Origin of the sequence: Alteromonas sp. KUL150 (assembly GCF_009811475.1) — a bacterium.
GTDB lineage: Bacteria > Pseudomonadota > Gammaproteobacteria > Enterobacterales > Alteromonadaceae > Alteromonas > Alteromonas gracilis.
Genome location: NZ_BLIJ01000050.1, coordinates 13693 through 29744, shown reverse-complemented (window position 1 = coordinate 29744; position 16052 = coordinate 13693). Strand labels below are relative to the sequence as shown.

General features: G+C 45.0%; 16 protein-coding genes. 2 read left to right on the top strand and 14 right to left on the bottom strand.

Annotated elements, in window-relative coordinates:
* Positions 1 to 129: 129 nt before the first annotated feature.
* The gene (locus GVO62_RS11700; protein ID WP_105930241.1) at positions 130 to 981 is read right to left on the bottom strand and encodes a flagellin N-terminal helical domain-containing protein; all 852 of its coding nucleotides are present in this window, start codon (positions 979 to 981) and stop codon (positions 130 to 132) included.
* Positions 982 to 1220: 239 nt separating this feature from the next.
* Between GVO62_RS11700 and GVO62_RS11695 the strand changes: the two genes are divergently transcribed.
* Positions 1221 to 2198 (top strand): hypothetical protein, encoded by a 978-nt coding sequence (locus tag GVO62_RS11695; protein WP_159119404.1) that lies wholly within the window; start codon positions 1221 to 1223, stop codon positions 2196 to 2198.
* A gap of 5 nt (positions 2199 to 2203) precedes the next feature.
* Here the strand turns inward: GVO62_RS11695 and flgL are convergent, their stop codons facing one another.
* The 13 genes from flgL to GVO62_RS11630 all read right to left on the bottom strand — a co-directional run bounded on the left by flgL (position 2204) and on the right by GVO62_RS11630 (position 15060).
* The gene (gene flgL, locus GVO62_RS11690; RefSeq protein WP_159119403.1) at positions 2204 to 3427 is read right to left on the bottom strand and encodes a flagellar hook-associated protein FlgL; all 1224 of its coding nucleotides are present in this window, start codon (positions 3425 to 3427) and stop codon (positions 2204 to 2206) included.
* A 7-nt stretch (positions 3428 to 3434) separates the two neighbouring features.
* Positions 3435 to 5477: a flagellar hook-associated protein FlgK gene (flgK, locus tag GVO62_RS11685; RefSeq protein WP_159119402.1), complete on the bottom strand. Its 2043-nt coding sequence runs from the start codon at positions 5475 to 5477 to the stop codon at positions 3435 to 3437.
* 27 nt (positions 5478 to 5504) lie between these two features.
* A complete protein-coding gene (flgJ, locus tag GVO62_RS11680; RefSeq protein ID WP_159119401.1) occupies positions 5505 to 6455 on the bottom strand; it encodes a flagellar assembly peptidoglycan hydrolase FlgJ in 951 nt (316 codons plus the stop codon).
* A 23-nt stretch (positions 6456 to 6478) separates the two neighbouring features.
* On the bottom strand, positions 6479 to 7591 hold the full coding sequence (locus GVO62_RS11675; RefSeq protein ID WP_105930246.1) for a flagellar basal body P-ring protein FlgI: 1113 nt from the start codon (positions 7589 to 7591) through the stop codon (positions 6479 to 6481).
* A gap of 21 nt (positions 7592 to 7612) precedes the next feature.
* Positions 7613 to 8293, bottom strand: coding sequence for a flagellar basal body L-ring protein FlgH (flgH, locus tag GVO62_RS11670; RefSeq protein WP_159119489.1), 681 nt, complete (start codon positions 8291 to 8293; stop codon positions 7613 to 7615).
* Positions 8294 to 8304: 11 nt separating this feature from the next.
* Positions 8305 to 9093: a flagellar basal-body rod protein FlgG gene (gene flgG / locus GVO62_RS11665; protein WP_105930247.1), complete on the bottom strand. Its 789-nt coding sequence runs from the start codon at positions 9091 to 9093 to the stop codon at positions 8305 to 8307.
* A gap of 46 nt (positions 9094 to 9139) precedes the next feature.
* Positions 9140 to 9883 carry a flagellar basal body rod protein FlgF gene (locus GVO62_RS11660; protein WP_159119400.1) on the bottom strand — a complete coding sequence of 248 codons (744 nt, stop codon included), beginning with the start codon at positions 9881 to 9883 and terminating at the stop codon, positions 9140 to 9142.
* Positions 9884 to 10109: 226 nt separating this feature from the next.
* Positions 10110 to 11495 (bottom strand): flagellar hook protein FlgE, encoded by a 1386-nt coding sequence (flgE, locus tag GVO62_RS11655; protein WP_159119399.1) that lies wholly within the window; start codon positions 11493 to 11495, stop codon positions 10110 to 10112.
* A 14-nt stretch (positions 11496 to 11509) separates the two neighbouring features.
* Complete coding sequence (locus GVO62_RS11650; protein ID WP_159119398.1) at positions 11510 to 12196, bottom strand: flagellar hook assembly protein FlgD; 687 nt, start codon at positions 12194 to 12196, stop codon at positions 11510 to 11512.
* A 31-nt stretch (positions 12197 to 12227) separates the two neighbouring features.
* The gene (gene flgC / locus GVO62_RS11645; protein WP_105930251.1) at positions 12228 to 12650 is read right to left on the bottom strand and encodes a flagellar basal body rod protein FlgC; all 423 of its coding nucleotides are present in this window, start codon (positions 12648 to 12650) and stop codon (positions 12228 to 12230) included.
* Between the two features lie 2 nt (positions 12651 to 12652).
* A complete protein-coding gene (flgB, locus tag GVO62_RS11640; protein ID WP_159119397.1) occupies positions 12653 to 13087 on the bottom strand; it encodes a flagellar basal body rod protein FlgB in 435 nt (144 codons plus the stop codon).
* Positions 13088 to 13284: 197 nt separating this feature from the next.
* Positions 13285 to 14115 carry a CheR family methyltransferase gene (locus GVO62_RS11635; protein ID WP_159119396.1) on the bottom strand — a complete coding sequence of 277 codons (831 nt, stop codon included), beginning with the start codon at positions 14113 to 14115 and terminating at the stop codon, positions 13285 to 13287.
* A 15-nt stretch (positions 14116 to 14130) separates the two neighbouring features.
* Entirely contained in the window at positions 14131 to 15060 is a 930-nt protein-coding gene (locus tag GVO62_RS11630) for a chemotaxis protein CheV (protein ID WP_159119395.1), read from the bottom strand.
* Between the two features lie 270 nt (positions 15061 to 15330).
* Here GVO62_RS11630 and flgA point away from each other — a divergent pair, with 270 nt between their 5' ends.
* A complete protein-coding gene (flgA, locus tag GVO62_RS11625) occupies positions 15331 to 16050 on the top strand; it encodes a flagellar basal body P-ring formation chaperone FlgA (RefSeq protein ID WP_236547140.1) in 720 nt (239 codons plus the stop codon).
* The last annotated feature ends 2 nt before the right edge of the window (positions 16051 to 16052 follow it).

The window sequence follows — 16052 nt, the reverse complement described above, 5'->3', positions numbered from 1 at the left end:
CTTTTTATCGTTTGACTACGTAAGTTATTTTAACCGAGAAAAAATAAAGCCAATACCATATCGGTATCGGCTTTATGAATCGCTTTGTGGACTAGAGCACTACCTCCTGGCTCCACTCTCGATATAGTATTAACCAAGTAGCGATAATGCTGCCTGCGGACGCTGATTAGCCTGCGACAATACAGTTGTGCTTGCCTGCTGAATAATCTGGTTACGCGTTAGGTTTGCCGTTTCAGTAGCAAAATCCGTATCTTTGATCTGAGAGCGCGCAGCAGAAACATTTTCTGAGATGTTGCTCAAGTTACGAATTGTAGACTGGAAACGGTTTTGTAGCGCACCTAGGTCTGCGCGTAAACCACCAATTGCAGATATGGCGCTGTCTACTTTTGCTAAAAGACCAGAAGCGTTTTCGCTCGTAAGAACGTCAACACCAGTTCCTGTGATATTCAATCCCGTCGCACTAAAACCATTAACTCCAGCACGTGTTAGCGTTGGGCTAGAAAGGTTTACAGAAATAGTCTGACCTGCGTTGGCGCCTACAAGGAATTTAGCAGAGAAATCGCCTGATAGAATGTTTACACCAGCAAACTGTGTTGTTGTAGAGATACGCGAAATCTCAGTACGTAGTGCTGACACCTCTTTTTGCAGTGCTACACGGTCAGCTGAGCTGTTGATACCGTTTTGCGACTGAATAGAAAGCGTACGTATACGTTGTAGAGCTGTTGTTGTTTCAGATAGTGCACCTTCTGCAGTTTGCGACAGTGAAATCGCATCGTTTGCATTACGTACAGCTTGGTTAAGTCCTTGAATTTGTGAAGTCATTCGATCGGTAATCTGTAGACCTGCAGCATCATCAGCAGCGCTGTTGATACGGAAGCCTGAAGAAAGGCGTTCAAAAGACGTGCTCAAAGAATTACTAACATCAAATAGCTGACGCTGGGCATTCAATGAGGATACATTGGTATTAACGAACATAGACATAAAGTCTCTCCTACACTCTCAGTCCAGCGTGCGCTGGCTGTCGGCATTGCCGACGTTTTGTTTTAGTAGTCATCAAGACCTGAGGGGTAATTGATGAACTGGCTCTCTCAGAATCTGTATCGACAAAATGTAAATTCCCTTTAGGAAAAATTACGATTTTTGCCGATAAGCGGTAATATATTGCCGCCAAGAACCCGCAAATGCGTTTGTAACCATTGGATTTTTAAGGAAGATTTAAGGTGGAAAAAAAGTTGAATCTAGTTAATTTAATGCGTATTTCTAAGCCTGCTGCCCATTGTGCATTCACCGATTTAATTAAAAATCCTTTCGACGAAGGCGGTCAAACATTACTGTGTTGTTATCGCCTAGCAACTAATCACGTTAGTGCCGATGGTTTTCTCGTTATTCTGACAGTAGAAAAAAAGACTTTTCGCGTTCTCAGGAAAATGACAATCAGAGAAAACAATGCAGATTTAAGAGATCCTAAATTTTCTTTCGATGGGACACGGCTTATCCTAACTACTTACGCAAAAACATACTTAGCTACCGGAAAAATGGTCACTAAAATGCTGACTTACTTTTCAACTACAGGACAATCTTGGTCAGGCAAAAATAGTTTTGGTAAAAGCGGTTGGTGGTTGTGGAACCATGAATGGTTTGGTTCTGAAGCCTACGGATTTGCTTACAATCGGCCCTCAAACACATTATCTCTTTATAAGGGCGACCCCACTCGCACAATGCGGCCCCATAAAGAGGATGTTTTTAACCTAAAAAAGCAAGGCAAAGGTTACCCTAATGAAAGCACAATCTTGTTTGATGACGACGGCAACGCCTCGGTATTTTTAAGAAGAGATGCCGATACTTTCAGTGCACAATTTGGCACATCGAAGCCACCTTTTACTAAATGGGAATGGCACGATTTGGGAATTTACATAGGCGGTCCTGCGGCTGTAGCAATAAGTAGAAATCGATTTATTGTCGCTGGAAGACACGTCAAATGGGAAACTAGAGAGTTCTCTACGAAAATATGGCTGTTCAACAGTGACTCGAAAAAACTTGAAGAACTACATACGTTGCCAAGCAGTAAAGATACGAGTTATCCAGGTTTAGTAGTAGAAAACGACCGCCTGTATGTTTCCTACTACTCTTGTCATGTAGACAACGAAGCTCGAGTTTATTTGGCGTGTTTATCCGGCGTTAGTGAATTAACAAATTAGAAAGGCTAAACAAAATCAAATAGCGACAAGTTGGCCACTTTAGGAAAAGTAGCTAGCGCAGCACTTAATGCCGTTTCTTGCTTCGCAAATTCAGTAGATGCTTCGGCGTAATCCACATCCTGAATTGACGAACGCTGCGCTTTCGCGGCAATTTCCATATCTAGGTTACTTTCGTAAGTACTCTCGGCTATATTTAACCGGCTACCAATCGAAGCACGCTCTAAAGAAAGCTTTTCAAGCCCGTTATCTAAACCTACTAATGCATCGGCTATCGATTCTTGAAGCGCTGAATTATCTATTGTGGAATCCATCAAAATCGTTTGAATTTCGTGAATAGACTGGGCCATGCTTTTTTTCTCAGGCGCATTAAAGGATAAGTCGATACTATCGCCAGGCGCGGCCGTCGCATCAAACTCCATTCCCTTTATAGTGAAAGGCTGACCAGATATATAGGAAACTGAGTCGACAACCGTACCGGTTCCTTGATTGACAAGTTCAGCCTGCCCTGACGCTAAAAAATTAATACGATAATCGTTGTTCGCAGCATTTACCGGGTCATAGTTTTTGTCAAAAAAAGTGTCGAATGTTCCCTGCTGTTTAACCGATGCAGTGTTCACTGTAGCGCCAATAGTACTATCAACCGAGAATTTAAAGCGTGATAGCACGTTTTCAAACACTTCGTAACCATTACTAGTTGATTGAATCTTCGAACTATTTGATAGCTGAACGAAGCTTACTCCAGGATCGCCCGCGAACGTAATGGCGTTGCCACCTGCAGCTGGGTTGTATTCAAACGCCTGGTTACCTGATTGGAAGCCAGCGTATAAATAATTCCCATCAGCATCTTGCGTGTTCATAAGATCAAACACTTCGAGCTTAATTTGTTCTAATTCAGCCCCTATAGCGCGTTTATCAGGGTCAGATAGAATACCGTTACCCGACTGAACGATAAGCGTGCGGGCACGGTTAATTGAGTCGGTAATATTGGTGAGCACCGCCTCTTGCTGTTCAAGTGAACCAGTAACCAAATCGTTGTTACGCTGGAACTGGGTGAGTTCGTCAATTTCTTCAGTCAAGCGAAGTACTTTTGCCGCACCAACAGGGTCGTCGCTGGGCGTAATTATGCGCTTGCCCGAGGCCAGTTGCTCTTGTGTCTTTGCCAAATCGCCCTGGTTCTGCATAATCGAGCGCATGTTTTGGTCATAAATTTGATTCGTTGATATACGCATAAATCACCTACCTTGCTGACTGCAGAATGGTATTAAACAGCTCTTGAGCGGTCGATAGAATTCGCGCTGCTGCGGCATAGCTTTGCTGATACTTTATTAAGTTAGCCGCTTCTTCATCTAAGCTTACACCCGAAACAGACTCAAACCAATTTTGCGATTGCACTTTCATCGCTTCTGCTGAGGCCAGTGAAACATTAGCCATTGAAGCGTCTTCGCCAATTCGCCCAACCATAGACGCATACGCATCCTGAAACGTACGAGGCTTATTGGTGGCTTCACTGCTCACCTGTACTTTATTTTCACTTTGAAGAGCGGCTAAATTAAGCGCATTACTATTGTCATTAAAGCCATCTGTATTATAGCTAATTGAAAAGCTATCCCCGGCTTTCGGCACGCCATCTAAACTCAGATCAAACCCTGGGTCAGGGCTAATGCCTGCTTGGCTGATAAGATTATTTAAGTTCGTTGTGCCAGTAACGGTAGCGAGCACCGTTCCACTTCCATCCAAAACATTATACGTATCAGCCGCCGTAAAACTGATTTGAGCAGGCGCAGAATTTAGAATGCCTCCCGCTCCATCAAAGGCTGACGTTCCTACTTCTGTGTTTGATACGGCAACATCAATAATATTTGCACTACCTAAGTTTGCGCTATCAGCCCCTGCCCTCACGGGATTAGCAAAAGCTAAATCTTCAGGACGATTTGTCGCAAAACTTATTTTTGAAGCTACATCTTTAGTAGGCTGAACTAAAAATGTATTGCCAACGGTGTAAGGATCGCTTCCCGAAAAGTCGATTTCAATACCACCGGGCAACTCGTTAAAACCAGGTGTCACAGCAAAGTTTGAAAAAATGATGTCTGTGCCTGAACCGTCTTTTTTGGGCGTGCCGTCTGGGTTTAAAAACGTAATTTCTATCTCACTGGGTACCCCAGCAGCAACCGCCGTTACTTCAATTTTATAATCAGCATCAGTTAATTCAGCGCCCTTGCCTTCCGTGATCTGTGCTGTAACTACGTAGTCACCATTGGTGTCTTCATACGCTAAGCCTCTGAACGAGGGAATGTCAAAAATGTTACCACCGATTTGGCCATCTAGGTCCATACCCAGCTTGTTTTGCGTATTCATAGCGTCCGCAAAGGCTACAGATAACTGACCAACGTCACGCATCGTTGGGCCTAGGACTTCATTTCGATAGTTGAATAGGCCGCCTAATGCGCCGCCAAGATCACTTTCTAATATACGTAAGGATGCGTTATTTTTAGTTTGTGAACCAAAATCAGTTTCTAACTTGATTTCCTTGGTGGTCAAATCAGCGCTAGAGCTCAACTCGAAAAGATTGAACGCACCGTTTTCAAGAACGAGAGACTCACCTGAGGTAAGGTTAATGGTTACCGCGCCGTTTTGCGTTGTACTTTCCTTTACGGTTATTCCCATTATTGAGGCAAGCTCATCAATAGCTTGGTCTCGCTCGTTAAGTAGGGCACTCGGCTGGTCGCTCGTACTGTTGCCATTTGCAATAACAATGTTGCGATTCAAATCACCGATACTGCCAATCAACGTATTCGCTCTGTTTACCATCGACGTGAACTCAAGATTGAGTTCTTCTTCTTTTTCAAGCATGTAATCCGACAAGGTTCTCATACGATTGTAGAGAGACTCAGACTTACTAAGTACTTGCTCACGTGATGCGAGGTTAGTCGGATCGTCAGCGGCGGTTTGAAGCGCTGAGAAATATTCGCTCAACCCTTTTGAAATGGAGTTTGCTTCACTTGCCAACAGGTTATCAATAGCCGTTGTTTTGCTAGAAAATGCTTCAAGCTCACCAACAGCCGTAATATCTCTTCTAAGTTGGTTTTGGGCGAACACATTGATAATACGCTCGGTGTTGCCAATTTCGACGCCAAATACTTGGCTATTTTGCAGTTCAGTGCGCTCACGAACATAGCCTGGCGTGTTCACGTTGGCTATATTGTTGCTCGTTGTTTGCAATAGCTTACTGCTGGCATTTACGCCGCTTGTCGCTAATGAATATAAGTCAACCGAACTCACTGTATTCTCCTCACCGATGACCCGAAATTATGGCATTAGCCCGCGAAGACGATCGCTGTTATAAACGGCCATTATCTTGCTTGCGTATTCAGGGTCAGTAGCGTAGCCCGCTTCTTGAAGCGCGCTTGTGTATTTGACGGCATCAGACGCGTTGTCAACAGCCCGACTATAGCGAGGCTGCGTTGTGATAAATCGGCCATAATCTTCCATGGCCTCTTCTACCGATGAATAAGATCTAAATGCCGCTTTTTGTTTTTGCGGAAGTCCATTGTTAAATTCCAATGTGTCCACCACCGCTTGTTCACCTTGCCACCCCTTGTTGGCCTTTATGCCAAACAGATTATGTGAACTGCTGCCGTCTGACTTGTGAATTACAAATTTACCCCACCCCGTTTCTACTGCGGCCTGAGACACAATAGCTTTGGGATCCATGCCATACTTTTCTGCTATTTTTTCGGCGATCGGCATAAGGCTTTCGATAAATTGTTCAGGTGTCTCGAACATGGCGTCTTTTTGCGCTGACCTGCTCTTTATTGATTCAGAGTGAAGGGCTGCGTCTTGAGCTTGCGCGACGTTTTGTACGCGGTTTCTATTTAAAGAAGATAAATCACCGTCACTTCTAATTACGATCGCGGGCGTATAACTATCTTCTGTCTGCCCTAACTGTTTTACAATAACGTCTGCAAGCCCTAAGCCACCGCCTGATGTCAAGTCTGTGGCGAGCTGCTGATCGTGCATGTCGCGATAAAATTTAACTTGCTGTGAATTAAACGGGCTGTTTTCGTCAGCAAGGGCATCTTGTGCTTTACGCATAGACTTCAGCATCATTTGCACAAATATCGCCTCGAACTGCTGCGCAGCTTCTTGCAATACTGTCTCATCGCCTGACGCAATGGCTTCGCGCATTTTGTTTATGCTGCCCATGTCATGGACGTTTCGAGCCATATCAAGCTGAGTTTTTGTGCTGAGTGATTCCATCGTATTTATTCCACTTACACCCGTTAAATAATGATAAGTTCGCCACGTAAAGCACCTGCCTGACGCAATGCTTCAAGGATTGCCATTAAGTCACCAGGTGCTGCACCAACTTCGTTTACGGCGCGCACGAGTTGGTCAAGCGTTACGCCTGGCTCGAACTTAAACATACGGCTATCAGCTAAATCGACATCCACAATGGACTGTGTGGTAACGGCTGTTTGCCCATCAGCAAAGGCATTAGGCTGTGAAACCTGCTGATTCTCTGAAATCGTTACCGTAAGCCCGCCGTGCGTAATAGCGGCTGGCAACAAACGTACGTCACTACCAATTACAATTGTGCCGGTGCGGCTGTTAATCACAACTCTCGCCGGTGCATCTGCCGGAGTGAACTCAAAGTTTTCGAGTGTAGCCAAGAAGCCTACTCGCTGACCTACATCGCGCGGCGCTGTAACTCGTACAGATGCAGCGTCGATGGGTTTTGCGATGATGTAGCCATTTTCAGGCTGCGCGCCCAATCTTTCATTAATGGTGTCGGCTAGCGCTTTTGCCGTTGAAAAGTCAGGATAATGAAGGTTGAGGGTTAGCGTATCGCCATTGGCGAAACCACTGGGAACTGAGCGCTCTACCATGGCCCCGTTTGGTATTCTGCCTACAGTTGGGGTATTGACTACAATCCTAGAGCCGTCGCCGCCTTGTGCACCAAATCCGCTAACAACTAGGCTACCTTGCGCCACTGCATAAACTTCACCATCTACGCCACGGAGAAACGTCTGTAGCAGCGTTCCTCCCTGAAGACTAGCCGCTTCACCTACTGAAGAAACCGTAATATCTATGGTCTGCCCAGGCTTGGCAAAAGCCGGAAGTTCTGCGTGAACCGCAACCGCTGCTACGTTTCTAATTTTAGGTTTGGTATTAGCGTCAAGACTGATACCGAAGTTGCGCAACATGGTACGAAAGCTTTGCTCTGTAAACGGGCTTTGCTCCCCCGTTCCTGGCAATCCAACGACTAAGCCGTAACCTACTAATTGGTTACTACGCACACCCTGAATGCTCGCTAAGTCTTTTATGCGCTGCGCCCCTACTTGAGATGATAAAAGCAGTGAGGAAACGGCCAATAAAACTGATAATAAACGCATGTTCACTCTCCTACCCTTAACCTAAAGAGGCCACCAAGCCGAATCAAAGAACTTGGTTAACCATCCCTTTTCTTGTGCTCGGGCAAAACTTCCCGTGCCCGAATATTGAATGCGCGCGTTCGCGACCTTGGTTGACACAATTTCATTTTCGGGGCTGATGTCGGCTGGACGAATAATGCCGGTCAAACGTATATATTCGTCACCCTGATTCAGTGTTAGCCACTTTTCACCGCGAATAACTAAGTTGCTATTGGGAAGCACATCAACCACGGTTACCGAAATAGCGCCATTTAAGCTATTGCTTTGGTTCGCCGTTGCGTCTCCGCTAAAATCGCGAGACGAACTTATTCCGAGCTGAATCGATTCGCCGCCGATATTGATTGCTTGACCCGCTAGCCCGGTAATAGGGTTAAGGTTTACATTTGAGTCTTTAGCTGTGCTTGTGTCAGCAGATTTGCTGGCTTGCGTATTCTCGCTTAACGTAACGGTAATAATATCGCCTACTCTTCTGGCCGTAACATCCGAATAAAGATTGTTTGCCAACTGTGAACGAAACAGCGAACCGTCTTCAACCACCGTTTCACGCGGGTAATCTGGGATCACTGGCGCAAACGACGGGTCGTTTGCCTGAACAGGCGGTTCACTTGTGCTGGCGCAGCCACCAATAATGAGCAGAGCAACAGATAAACCTAGAATACGCATGATACTACCCATTAAAGTTGCTGAATAACTTGACCAAGCATCTGGTCCACCGACGAGATAACTTTTGAGTTCATCTCATACAAGCGTTGACTTTCGATTAGGTTAACCAACTCTTCAGTTACGTTTACGTTAGAGGTCTCCAGCGTGCCTTGAGAGATATATCCCAGTCCTTGCAGACCTGGAATGCCCTGAATCGGCGCTCCACTAGAGGCCGTCTCTACAAACAAGTTTTGTCCTGTGGGCTGCAAACCCGTAGGGTTAACGAAATCTGAAATGTTTAGCTGTCCCAATACCTGTGGTTCAGCTTGCCCTCGAATGCTTACGCTAATTTCACCATCTTGCGAAATCGTAATTTGCTGAGCATCTTCTGGGATAGCGACTTCAGGCTGAAGTAAAAAGCCAGCGCCAGAGGTCACAATTTGCCCCTGGTCATTTAACGAGAACTGACCGTTTCTTGTATAGGCAATGGTGCCGTCCGGCTGGAGTATTTCAAAATAACCACGGCCTTGAATAGACATATCAAGGGCATTTTCAGTGGTTAATAGATTACCCTGGGTATGCGCTTTTTGCGTAGCGACAACTTTAGAACCTGAACCTAGCATTAAGCCTGAAGGTAATTCGGTATCGGCAGAGGATCGCCCGCCCGGTTGATTAATATTTTGATAAAGCAAATCTTCAAATACCGCGCGATCTTTCTTAAAGCCCACGGTTGAAGCGTTTGCAAGGTTGTTCGATACCACTGCCACGTCAGTTTGTGCGGCATCTAGGCCTGTTTTACTAATCCACAATGCTGGATGCATGTTAACCTCCGACGTTGCTCAAGGGGCAACGATGATAAAAATTCTATTACAAGATTCGCAGCAATTGATTGCCGCGAGTATCAAGCTCTTCAGCCTGTTTCATTACTTTTACTTGAAGCTCGTAATGACGCTGTAGACTTATCATATCTACCATTTCTTCAACTGCGTTCACGTTTGAGCCCTCAAGCATGCCGGACATCACTTTGACGTTGGCGCTAGCTGGCGCAATTGAGCCGTCTTCCATGCGAAATAAGCCGTCATTGCCTCGCTCCATATCTGCATAGTTAGGGCTAACTAATTTAAGGCGACCCACATCTTCTATAACGTTCGCTGGTGCGCCTAACTGTCTCATCGACAGCGTTCCGTCTGAGGCAATGTTTAGGTTGTCTAAAGGAACGGGTAAGAAAATAGGCCCGTTATCACCAAGCACTACGCGATCGTGAATGTCTGTCAAAATTCCGTCGTCGCCCAGTTTAAAATTGCCGTCTCTTGAATAAGCTTCTTGGCCGTTTTCATCTTGAACCGCAAACCAGCCATCCCCTTGAATTGCCACGTCCAAATCGCGGTCGGTCTTAATCATTGGGCCCGACTCATAATTATTTGAGGGGCTTTCTGTTATAGAAAAAACGCGGGTCGGCAAGCCTTCGCCATAAGCTGGCATAGAGCGCGCCTGCTCTAACTGTGCTCTGAAACCAGTAGTTTGTGCATTGGCTAAGTTGTTGGCCCGAATCCCTGTTCCTAAAAGGTCTTGGGATGCGCCGCTTGCTGCAATGTAGAGAAGTTTGTCCATGACTGACTTTTGACTCTGATTAAACCTTAAACAAGATTTTGCAAAGGCAATGCCAATCTGTTGATATTTAGCACTATTGGAGAAGATGGAAGTTACTGAATTGAAATATAAAGAAAAATAAAAAGGCCGCGATGCTGCGACCTGTCATTTTGCGGCAATATTCAGGCGCATTTACACGCCTGAATATTGCCGCTTTATTGCCTCAGATTCTGAAGCTTGCCGTTAACTATCGAATGTTAAGGATAGTCTGGTTCAATGAGTTATTTACCTCAAGGGCTCGCGAGTTAGCCTGGAAGTTACGTTGAGCAATGATCATATCAATTAGCTCTGTAGTCAGGTTAACATTTGCTTGCTCTAAAGCAGACGAGTTGATCTCACCAAACGTTCCGGTTGTTGCTTCACCCGCTAGTGCTTCACCTGATAGAATACTCTCTTTCCACTGAGTGCTGCTCTCTTGCGTCAGACCTTGTTCGTTAGAGAAACGAACTAGCGCAACACGAACGATGGGCTCAGAAGTACCGTTTGAGAACGTAGCGCGGACCAAACCATCAGGACCGATATCTATACCCGTAAGACGACCTACTGGCAAACCATCTTGCTCAAGTGACGTGACCTCGAACGCTGATGCAAACTGGGTCGGTTCGTTTGGCGTAGCATTATTAACATCTAAGTTAAAATCGATACTAATCTGCTGCGTTGGATCTGAACCATTGGCCAGAATACCTGCGCCCAGCGCTTCCGTTTGCATTTTAAAGTCTAAGGTTGGCAATCCATCGGGAGTCTCCATGCCTGAAAAATCACCGCCTTGAGAGAAGATAAGTTTAGATGCCGTTACTGCATTACCCGTATTACCGCCAACAGAATTAACCGCTGTAGCAGGATCGGTATTTGCGCCAGTAGAGTCCGTCATATCAACAAGGGTGTCGTCGATTGCTGTGGCAACATACCATTCGTTATCTACACCTGCTGCACCATCTTTTATAAAGTAATAGGTCATTACATGGCTATCACCAAGCGAGTCATATACGGTTACTGATGTAGCAGCGTTGTACGTCAATGGGTCATCAGGATTGAAATCTTGTGGATCTAAACCTGCATCGCCAGCAGGCAGGTTCATTCGAATATCTACCTCTGCAGTCTGTTGCGGAGAACCTGAAGAATCAGGAATACGCACTGGCTCTGTCGTACTTAATGCAACAGAGGCACTAGTACCATCCGCGTTAACTGGAAAACCGAGCAGGTTGTCACCATTACTATTTACAACGAAATTGTCGCTGTCTAATTTAAACTGACCCGCTCGCGTGAAAGAGAAATCTCGCGATGTAATTTCAGGCACCGTAGCAAAGAAGCCATTGCCGGTTATCGCCAAATCTAGCGATGTATTAGTGAACTGAAGACTACCTTGTGAAAACTGCTGAGCAACCTCTTGAGTTAAAACACCATCACCCACTTTTGTTTTGCCGCCTGCAAGAAGAGATGCTGCATAAACATCACCAAATTCAGCACGAGACTCTTTGAAGCCAACCGTGTTTACGTTTGCGATGTTGTTGGCTGTTACGTCCAAATCTTTTTGTGCGGCTGAAACGCCACTCAGTGCAATATTAAAAGACATTATTGATTCTCCTACTAACTGCCGATTTGAATGACGTCATCAAGATTGATACTGACATCACCATCCAAATTTAAAATTACCCCTTGGCCTCTATTTGCCAAACTTACACTTCCAACATGACGATTAACTGCAGTGTTTAACTGAACACCTTCACCATTTAGCTCTCCGGTGGCACTGATAACGTATTCACCAGGAGCCATTAAATTGCCATGTTTATCTTTGCCGTCCCATTCAAACTCAATGTTGCCAGCACTTTGCGTACCTGCGTCAATGGTTTTAATTACTTCGCCAAATTGGTTTTCGATACTTATCGTCATGTTTTGAACCGTCTTTTCGTTCACAACCACACCCGACAAACCGTCTCCTTCAGAGGCCATGAAGCCAACATTGCCTTGAACAAGCACGTTCTGACCTATCAGACTAGATGCTTGGAGCGCCTGATTCGAGGTCATTGAAGCAGCAAACGACTCGAATTTTTCATTAAGTTGGGATATGCCATCAGCCATCGTGAACGATGTCATTTGCGCCACCATTTGGTCATTGTCTACTGGCGCAGTGGGGTCCTGGTTGGCAAGCTGCTCTGTAAGCATCGAGAAAAAGTCTTCCTGCGTAAGCTGTTGCTCGGTGCCATCGGCAATTTTGACGGTTTCTTCCTGCCAATACATGTCAGTATTTAAGCCGGTGTTGTTTATAGTATTCACTGATTAATCCTCACAAAATTCATGCGGCTAATTATTGCCCTTGACCAAGCTGCAATACGCGACGAAAGATGCGTTTTGTTGTATCAGCTACCTGAACATTTGTTTCATAGGCTTTAGATGCAGACATCATATTTGCCATCTCTTCCACAATATTAACGTTAGGCTTATAGATGTAGCCATTCTCATCTGCCATTGGGTTGTTGGGTGCGTATTCAACTTGAAGCGGAGCATCGCTTTCAACAATACCTTTCACCTGAACACCCGCACCTTTTGACTGATCGCGCATCGCATCTTGTAACGCTGTAGCAAAAACAGGATGACGTGCTCGGTATGTCTCGTCATAGCTGCTGCTGACCGAGTTTGCGTTGGCAATATTACTGGCCGTGGTATTTAGGCGTACGTTTTCGGCTTCCATACCCGTGCTCGAAATTTGCATTACGTTAAATAAACTCATGACTATTGACCTCCTGAGCTAAGCGCTTTTTTCATGCCTTTGATTTTTCCATTTAAAAATTCGAGGCTGGCTTGGTAGCGCAATCCATTGTCTAAAAATCGATTTCTTTCCGCTTGCACTTCCACCGTATTGCCGTCTCCGGTATCTGGCTGAGTTGGCACGCGATATTGCATGTCAAAGTTTGCCGCTACAGACGAAGGATTGCCGCTTAAGTGGCGATCATTTGTCCGCACTAAGCCAGAAGAAGCACGACTAGATGAATGGCTTGATGCCTCTTGCATTGCAGACTGCATCGCCTTGTTAAAGTCGATATCCCGCGCTTTGTATCCAGGCGTATTCGCATTCGCTAGATTCCCTGAAATCACTTCCATACGCTCTGTGCGTATCTTTAGTGCTGACTCGTGAAAGCCAACCAGTTTATCTAGGTTTATAGCCATACAATGACCTCTGACTTACTTAAAACATTTCATGATGACAATATAAGGAAAATACGGCGTCGCTTATTTTCGTTTAACTGTCGTTTGTGAAAATAGTTAGCAAGGCAAATGCCATAATGATTTTTTGACGGGAATTTTGAGGAAGAGGGTTCGAACTAACCAAAAAAAACTTTGGATATTCAAACCCCTAAGTTAGATCATTTTTTTTGGTAGTAGAGTCCAGGGTGACACTTGACCATACTATAGGTAGAGCTCGCAGCACTAATTGACTCGGAAGCGCCAAGGAAAAGTATGCCTTCAGGCTGCAGTTGCCCGGCAATTTGTTGCAGTATGCGCTGTTTTACGTCAGCCGAGAAGTAAATCAACACGTTGCGACAAAAAACGATATCAAAACGGCCCAGCGCAGCATAGCTTGTAAGCAAGTTAAGACTTCTAAATGTCACCATGCGACGTACTTCAGGTTTAACCTGCATCATGCCGTTGTCGCCTTGTTGGAAAAAGGCTTGTCTACGCTGAGGCGATAAACCTCTGGCAAGAGATAGTTCGTCATAAAGTCCAAGTTCGCATTTTTGCAGCATTTCCGATGATAAATCGGTAGCAACAATTTCAACACCAGCTCTCAGAGCGCCGGGTCGCTGTCGTTGATATTCAAGAACAGACATGGCAATAGAATACGGCTCTTGTCCCGAAGAACACGCGGCACTCCAAATGCGGATCCTCTGATTCTTAGATGAAAGTGAGGGAAGCAAGTTATTCACAAGAAGATCAAAGGGATAGTTGTCGCGAAACCACAGTGTTTCATTGGTGGTCATCGCATCAATTACGCTTTGAAGCAACGCTCTGTCAAACCCGCGAACCACGACGTCAATCAACTCATCAGCGGATTCATACTTGTGCTTGTAAAGTAAAGAAGCTAGTCGGCTGCGAACGAGGTACTGCTTATTTTCACCAAGCACTATCCCACATTGCTTCTCTAAGAACTCCCTGAACTTCAAGTAGCTTGCTGGCGAAACGTCTTTATTAGCCAATCCTATATTGCTCCGTTATTCGCACTCTGTCATCAGCCATTTTTGTACCGCGGTAGCCAGTTCATCAGGGTGAAATTTAGCGATGAAATCATCGGCGCCCACTTTTTGAACCATTGCTTGGTTGAACACGCCACTCAATGAGGTGTGGAGAACAACGTGCAGCTTTTGCAATTCAGGCGTATTTTTTATTTCCGCAGTGAGGGTATAACCATCCATTTCCGGCATCTCAATATCTGAGACTAAAACACCAACACGTTTGGTAACGTCGCCATATTCCTCTGCAATTTCTTTCAACCTGTTTAATGCTTCCAGACCATTTTTAGCAAGCTCTATTTCAAGCCCAAGGGATGTAAGTGCTTTTCTAACCTGGTTTCTCGCCACAGATGAGTCATCGGCAATAAAGATTATTTTATTTTCTTGACCTTCGGTTGTTAGCCCTTCGGCCACTTCTGCACTTACCTCTGCGTTAAGAGGTGAAATCTCGTTTAGTATTTTCTCTACATCGAGAATTTCAATAAGTTCATTTTCTACCTCTGTCACCGCCGTTAAGTAGCTGGCGCGGCCAGTTCCTTGTGGAGGAGGCATAATCGCATCCCAGTTTGTATTGATAATCCGTTCAACAGCACCAACCAAAAAGCCTTGTACAGAGCGGTTGTATTCAGCGATAACGATAAAAGCATTAGAAATATCTTCTATTCTGCGGCCTTTAGTGGCCATACTTAAATCGATAACCGAAATGGTTTGCCCACGGATATGCGCGACCCCGCGAACCAACGGGTTGAGCTTTGGAATTGCGGTTAAAGGAGGGCATTGAAGCACCTCACGTACTTTGAACACGTTAATGCCGAAGCGTTGACGGCCATTAAGTCTGAACAGCAGCAATTCTAAGCGATTCTGTCCAACGAGCTGAGTTCGTTGGTTAACTGAATCTAAAATACCCGACATAGGTCACCTCTAAAAATACTGGGCATGATCATTGCCTCTGATAGTAAAGATAGACAATATCACTAAATTTTTGCAGGTCAAACGACAGAAAAATGACGCTTGGTGTCATTTTAGTGTGTTTAGTAATCTCAACCTTCGTTGAGTTGTTATACCTGCCATGGAATCAGCGCATATTGAACTTCAATACGCGCTTTACGATTTAATCCAATGTGTCGCTGGACTGATGTTTTTAAGCATAGCCAAAAACTCATAAACTGAACACGAAAAGTCATGATGAAACGAATAAACAAAAAAATATACCTGTTGCTTACCCGATTGCTTTCGTTTGTGTTGCTTGGAGCATGTTCAACGAGCTGCCTAGCAGCACTGTCTAATCACGAAAAAGTAGAACAAGGCGCCAGACATTATCTTTTGGCTCAGCTTACTGATAATGCGCAGGATACTAACATTGATGTCGATGTTGTGAAGATAGACGATCGGATAAATATTCCCAATTGTCCAACAGGCTTTGAATACCATGTTTCCCAAGAAGCACTGAGCCAGTCCTATATTTCAGTTCGAGTTAGTTGCCAAAATAACGACTGGTACTTATTTACTAGTGGTCAAGTGACTCGCACGAAGGAAATAGTAGTTACACAAGGCGCAGTAAGCCCGGGAACGGTGCTTACATCATCAAATTTAGCGCTGGCTAAAGTAGACATAAGACGACTGCGCCACACCGCATTTACCGACATGGATGGACTTATCGGTGCAAGAATGAAACGAAGAGTGACAGATGGCCAAGCTATTCAATCAAATATGCTATGCTTCGTGTGTAAAGGCGATAGAATAACGATTACTGCAGAAATTGCAGGAATGGAAGTTAAGACTGCCGGTATTGCCCAACAAGACGGCGTTGTAGGTGACAACATTAAAGTTTTAAATGCCAGTAGCAATAGGGCGATTATTGCAAGAGTCGCGAGCCCTGAAGAAGTCGTGATACACTTGTAAAA

What these genes read in the sequence shown, in the direction of transcription:
- GVO62_RS11630 (WP_159119395.1), bottom strand. Translation starts at nt 15,060, where the DNA reads ATGTCGGGTATTTTAGATTCAGTTAACCAACGAACTCAGCTCGTTGGA.
- flgA (WP_236547140.1), top strand. Translation starts at nt 15,331, where the DNA reads ATGATGAAACGAATAAACAAAAAAATATACCTGTTGCTTACCCGATTG.
- flgE (WP_159119399.1), bottom strand. Translation starts at nt 11,495, where the DNA reads ATGTCTTTTAATATTGCACTGAGTGGCGTTTCAGCCGCACAAAAAGAT.
- GVO62_RS11660 (WP_159119400.1), bottom strand. Translation starts at nt 9,883, where the DNA reads ATGGACAAACTTCTCTACATTGCAGCAAGCGGCGCATCCCAAGACCTT.
- flgC (WP_105930251.1), bottom strand. Translation starts at nt 12,650, where the DNA reads ATGAGTTTATTTAACGTAATGCAAATTTCGAGCACGGGTATGGAAGCC.
- flgJ (WP_159119401.1), bottom strand. Translation starts at nt 6,455, where the DNA reads ATGGAATCACTCAGCACAAAAACTCAGCTTGATATGGCTCGAAACGTC.
- flgL (WP_159119403.1), bottom strand. Translation starts at nt 3,427, where the DNA reads ATGCGTATATCAACGAATCAAATTTATGACCAAAACATGCGCTCGATT.
- GVO62_RS11700 (WP_105930241.1), bottom strand. Translation starts at nt 981, where the DNA reads ATGTCTATGTTCGTTAATACCAATGTATCCTCATTGAATGCCCAGCGT.
- flgB (WP_159119397.1), bottom strand. Translation starts at nt 13,087, where the DNA reads ATGGCTATAAACCTAGATAAACTGGTTGGCTTTCACGAGTCAGCACTA.
- flgG (WP_105930247.1), bottom strand. Translation starts at nt 9,093, where the DNA reads ATGCATCCAGCATTGTGGATTAGTAAAACAGGCCTAGATGCCGCACAA.
- GVO62_RS11675 (WP_105930246.1), bottom strand. Translation starts at nt 7,591, where the DNA reads ATGCGTTTATTATCAGTTTTATTGGCCGTTTCCTCACTGCTTTTATCA.
- flgH (WP_159119489.1), bottom strand. Translation starts at nt 8,293, where the DNA reads ATGCGTATTCTAGGTTTATCTGTTGCTCTGCTCATTATTGGTGGCTGC.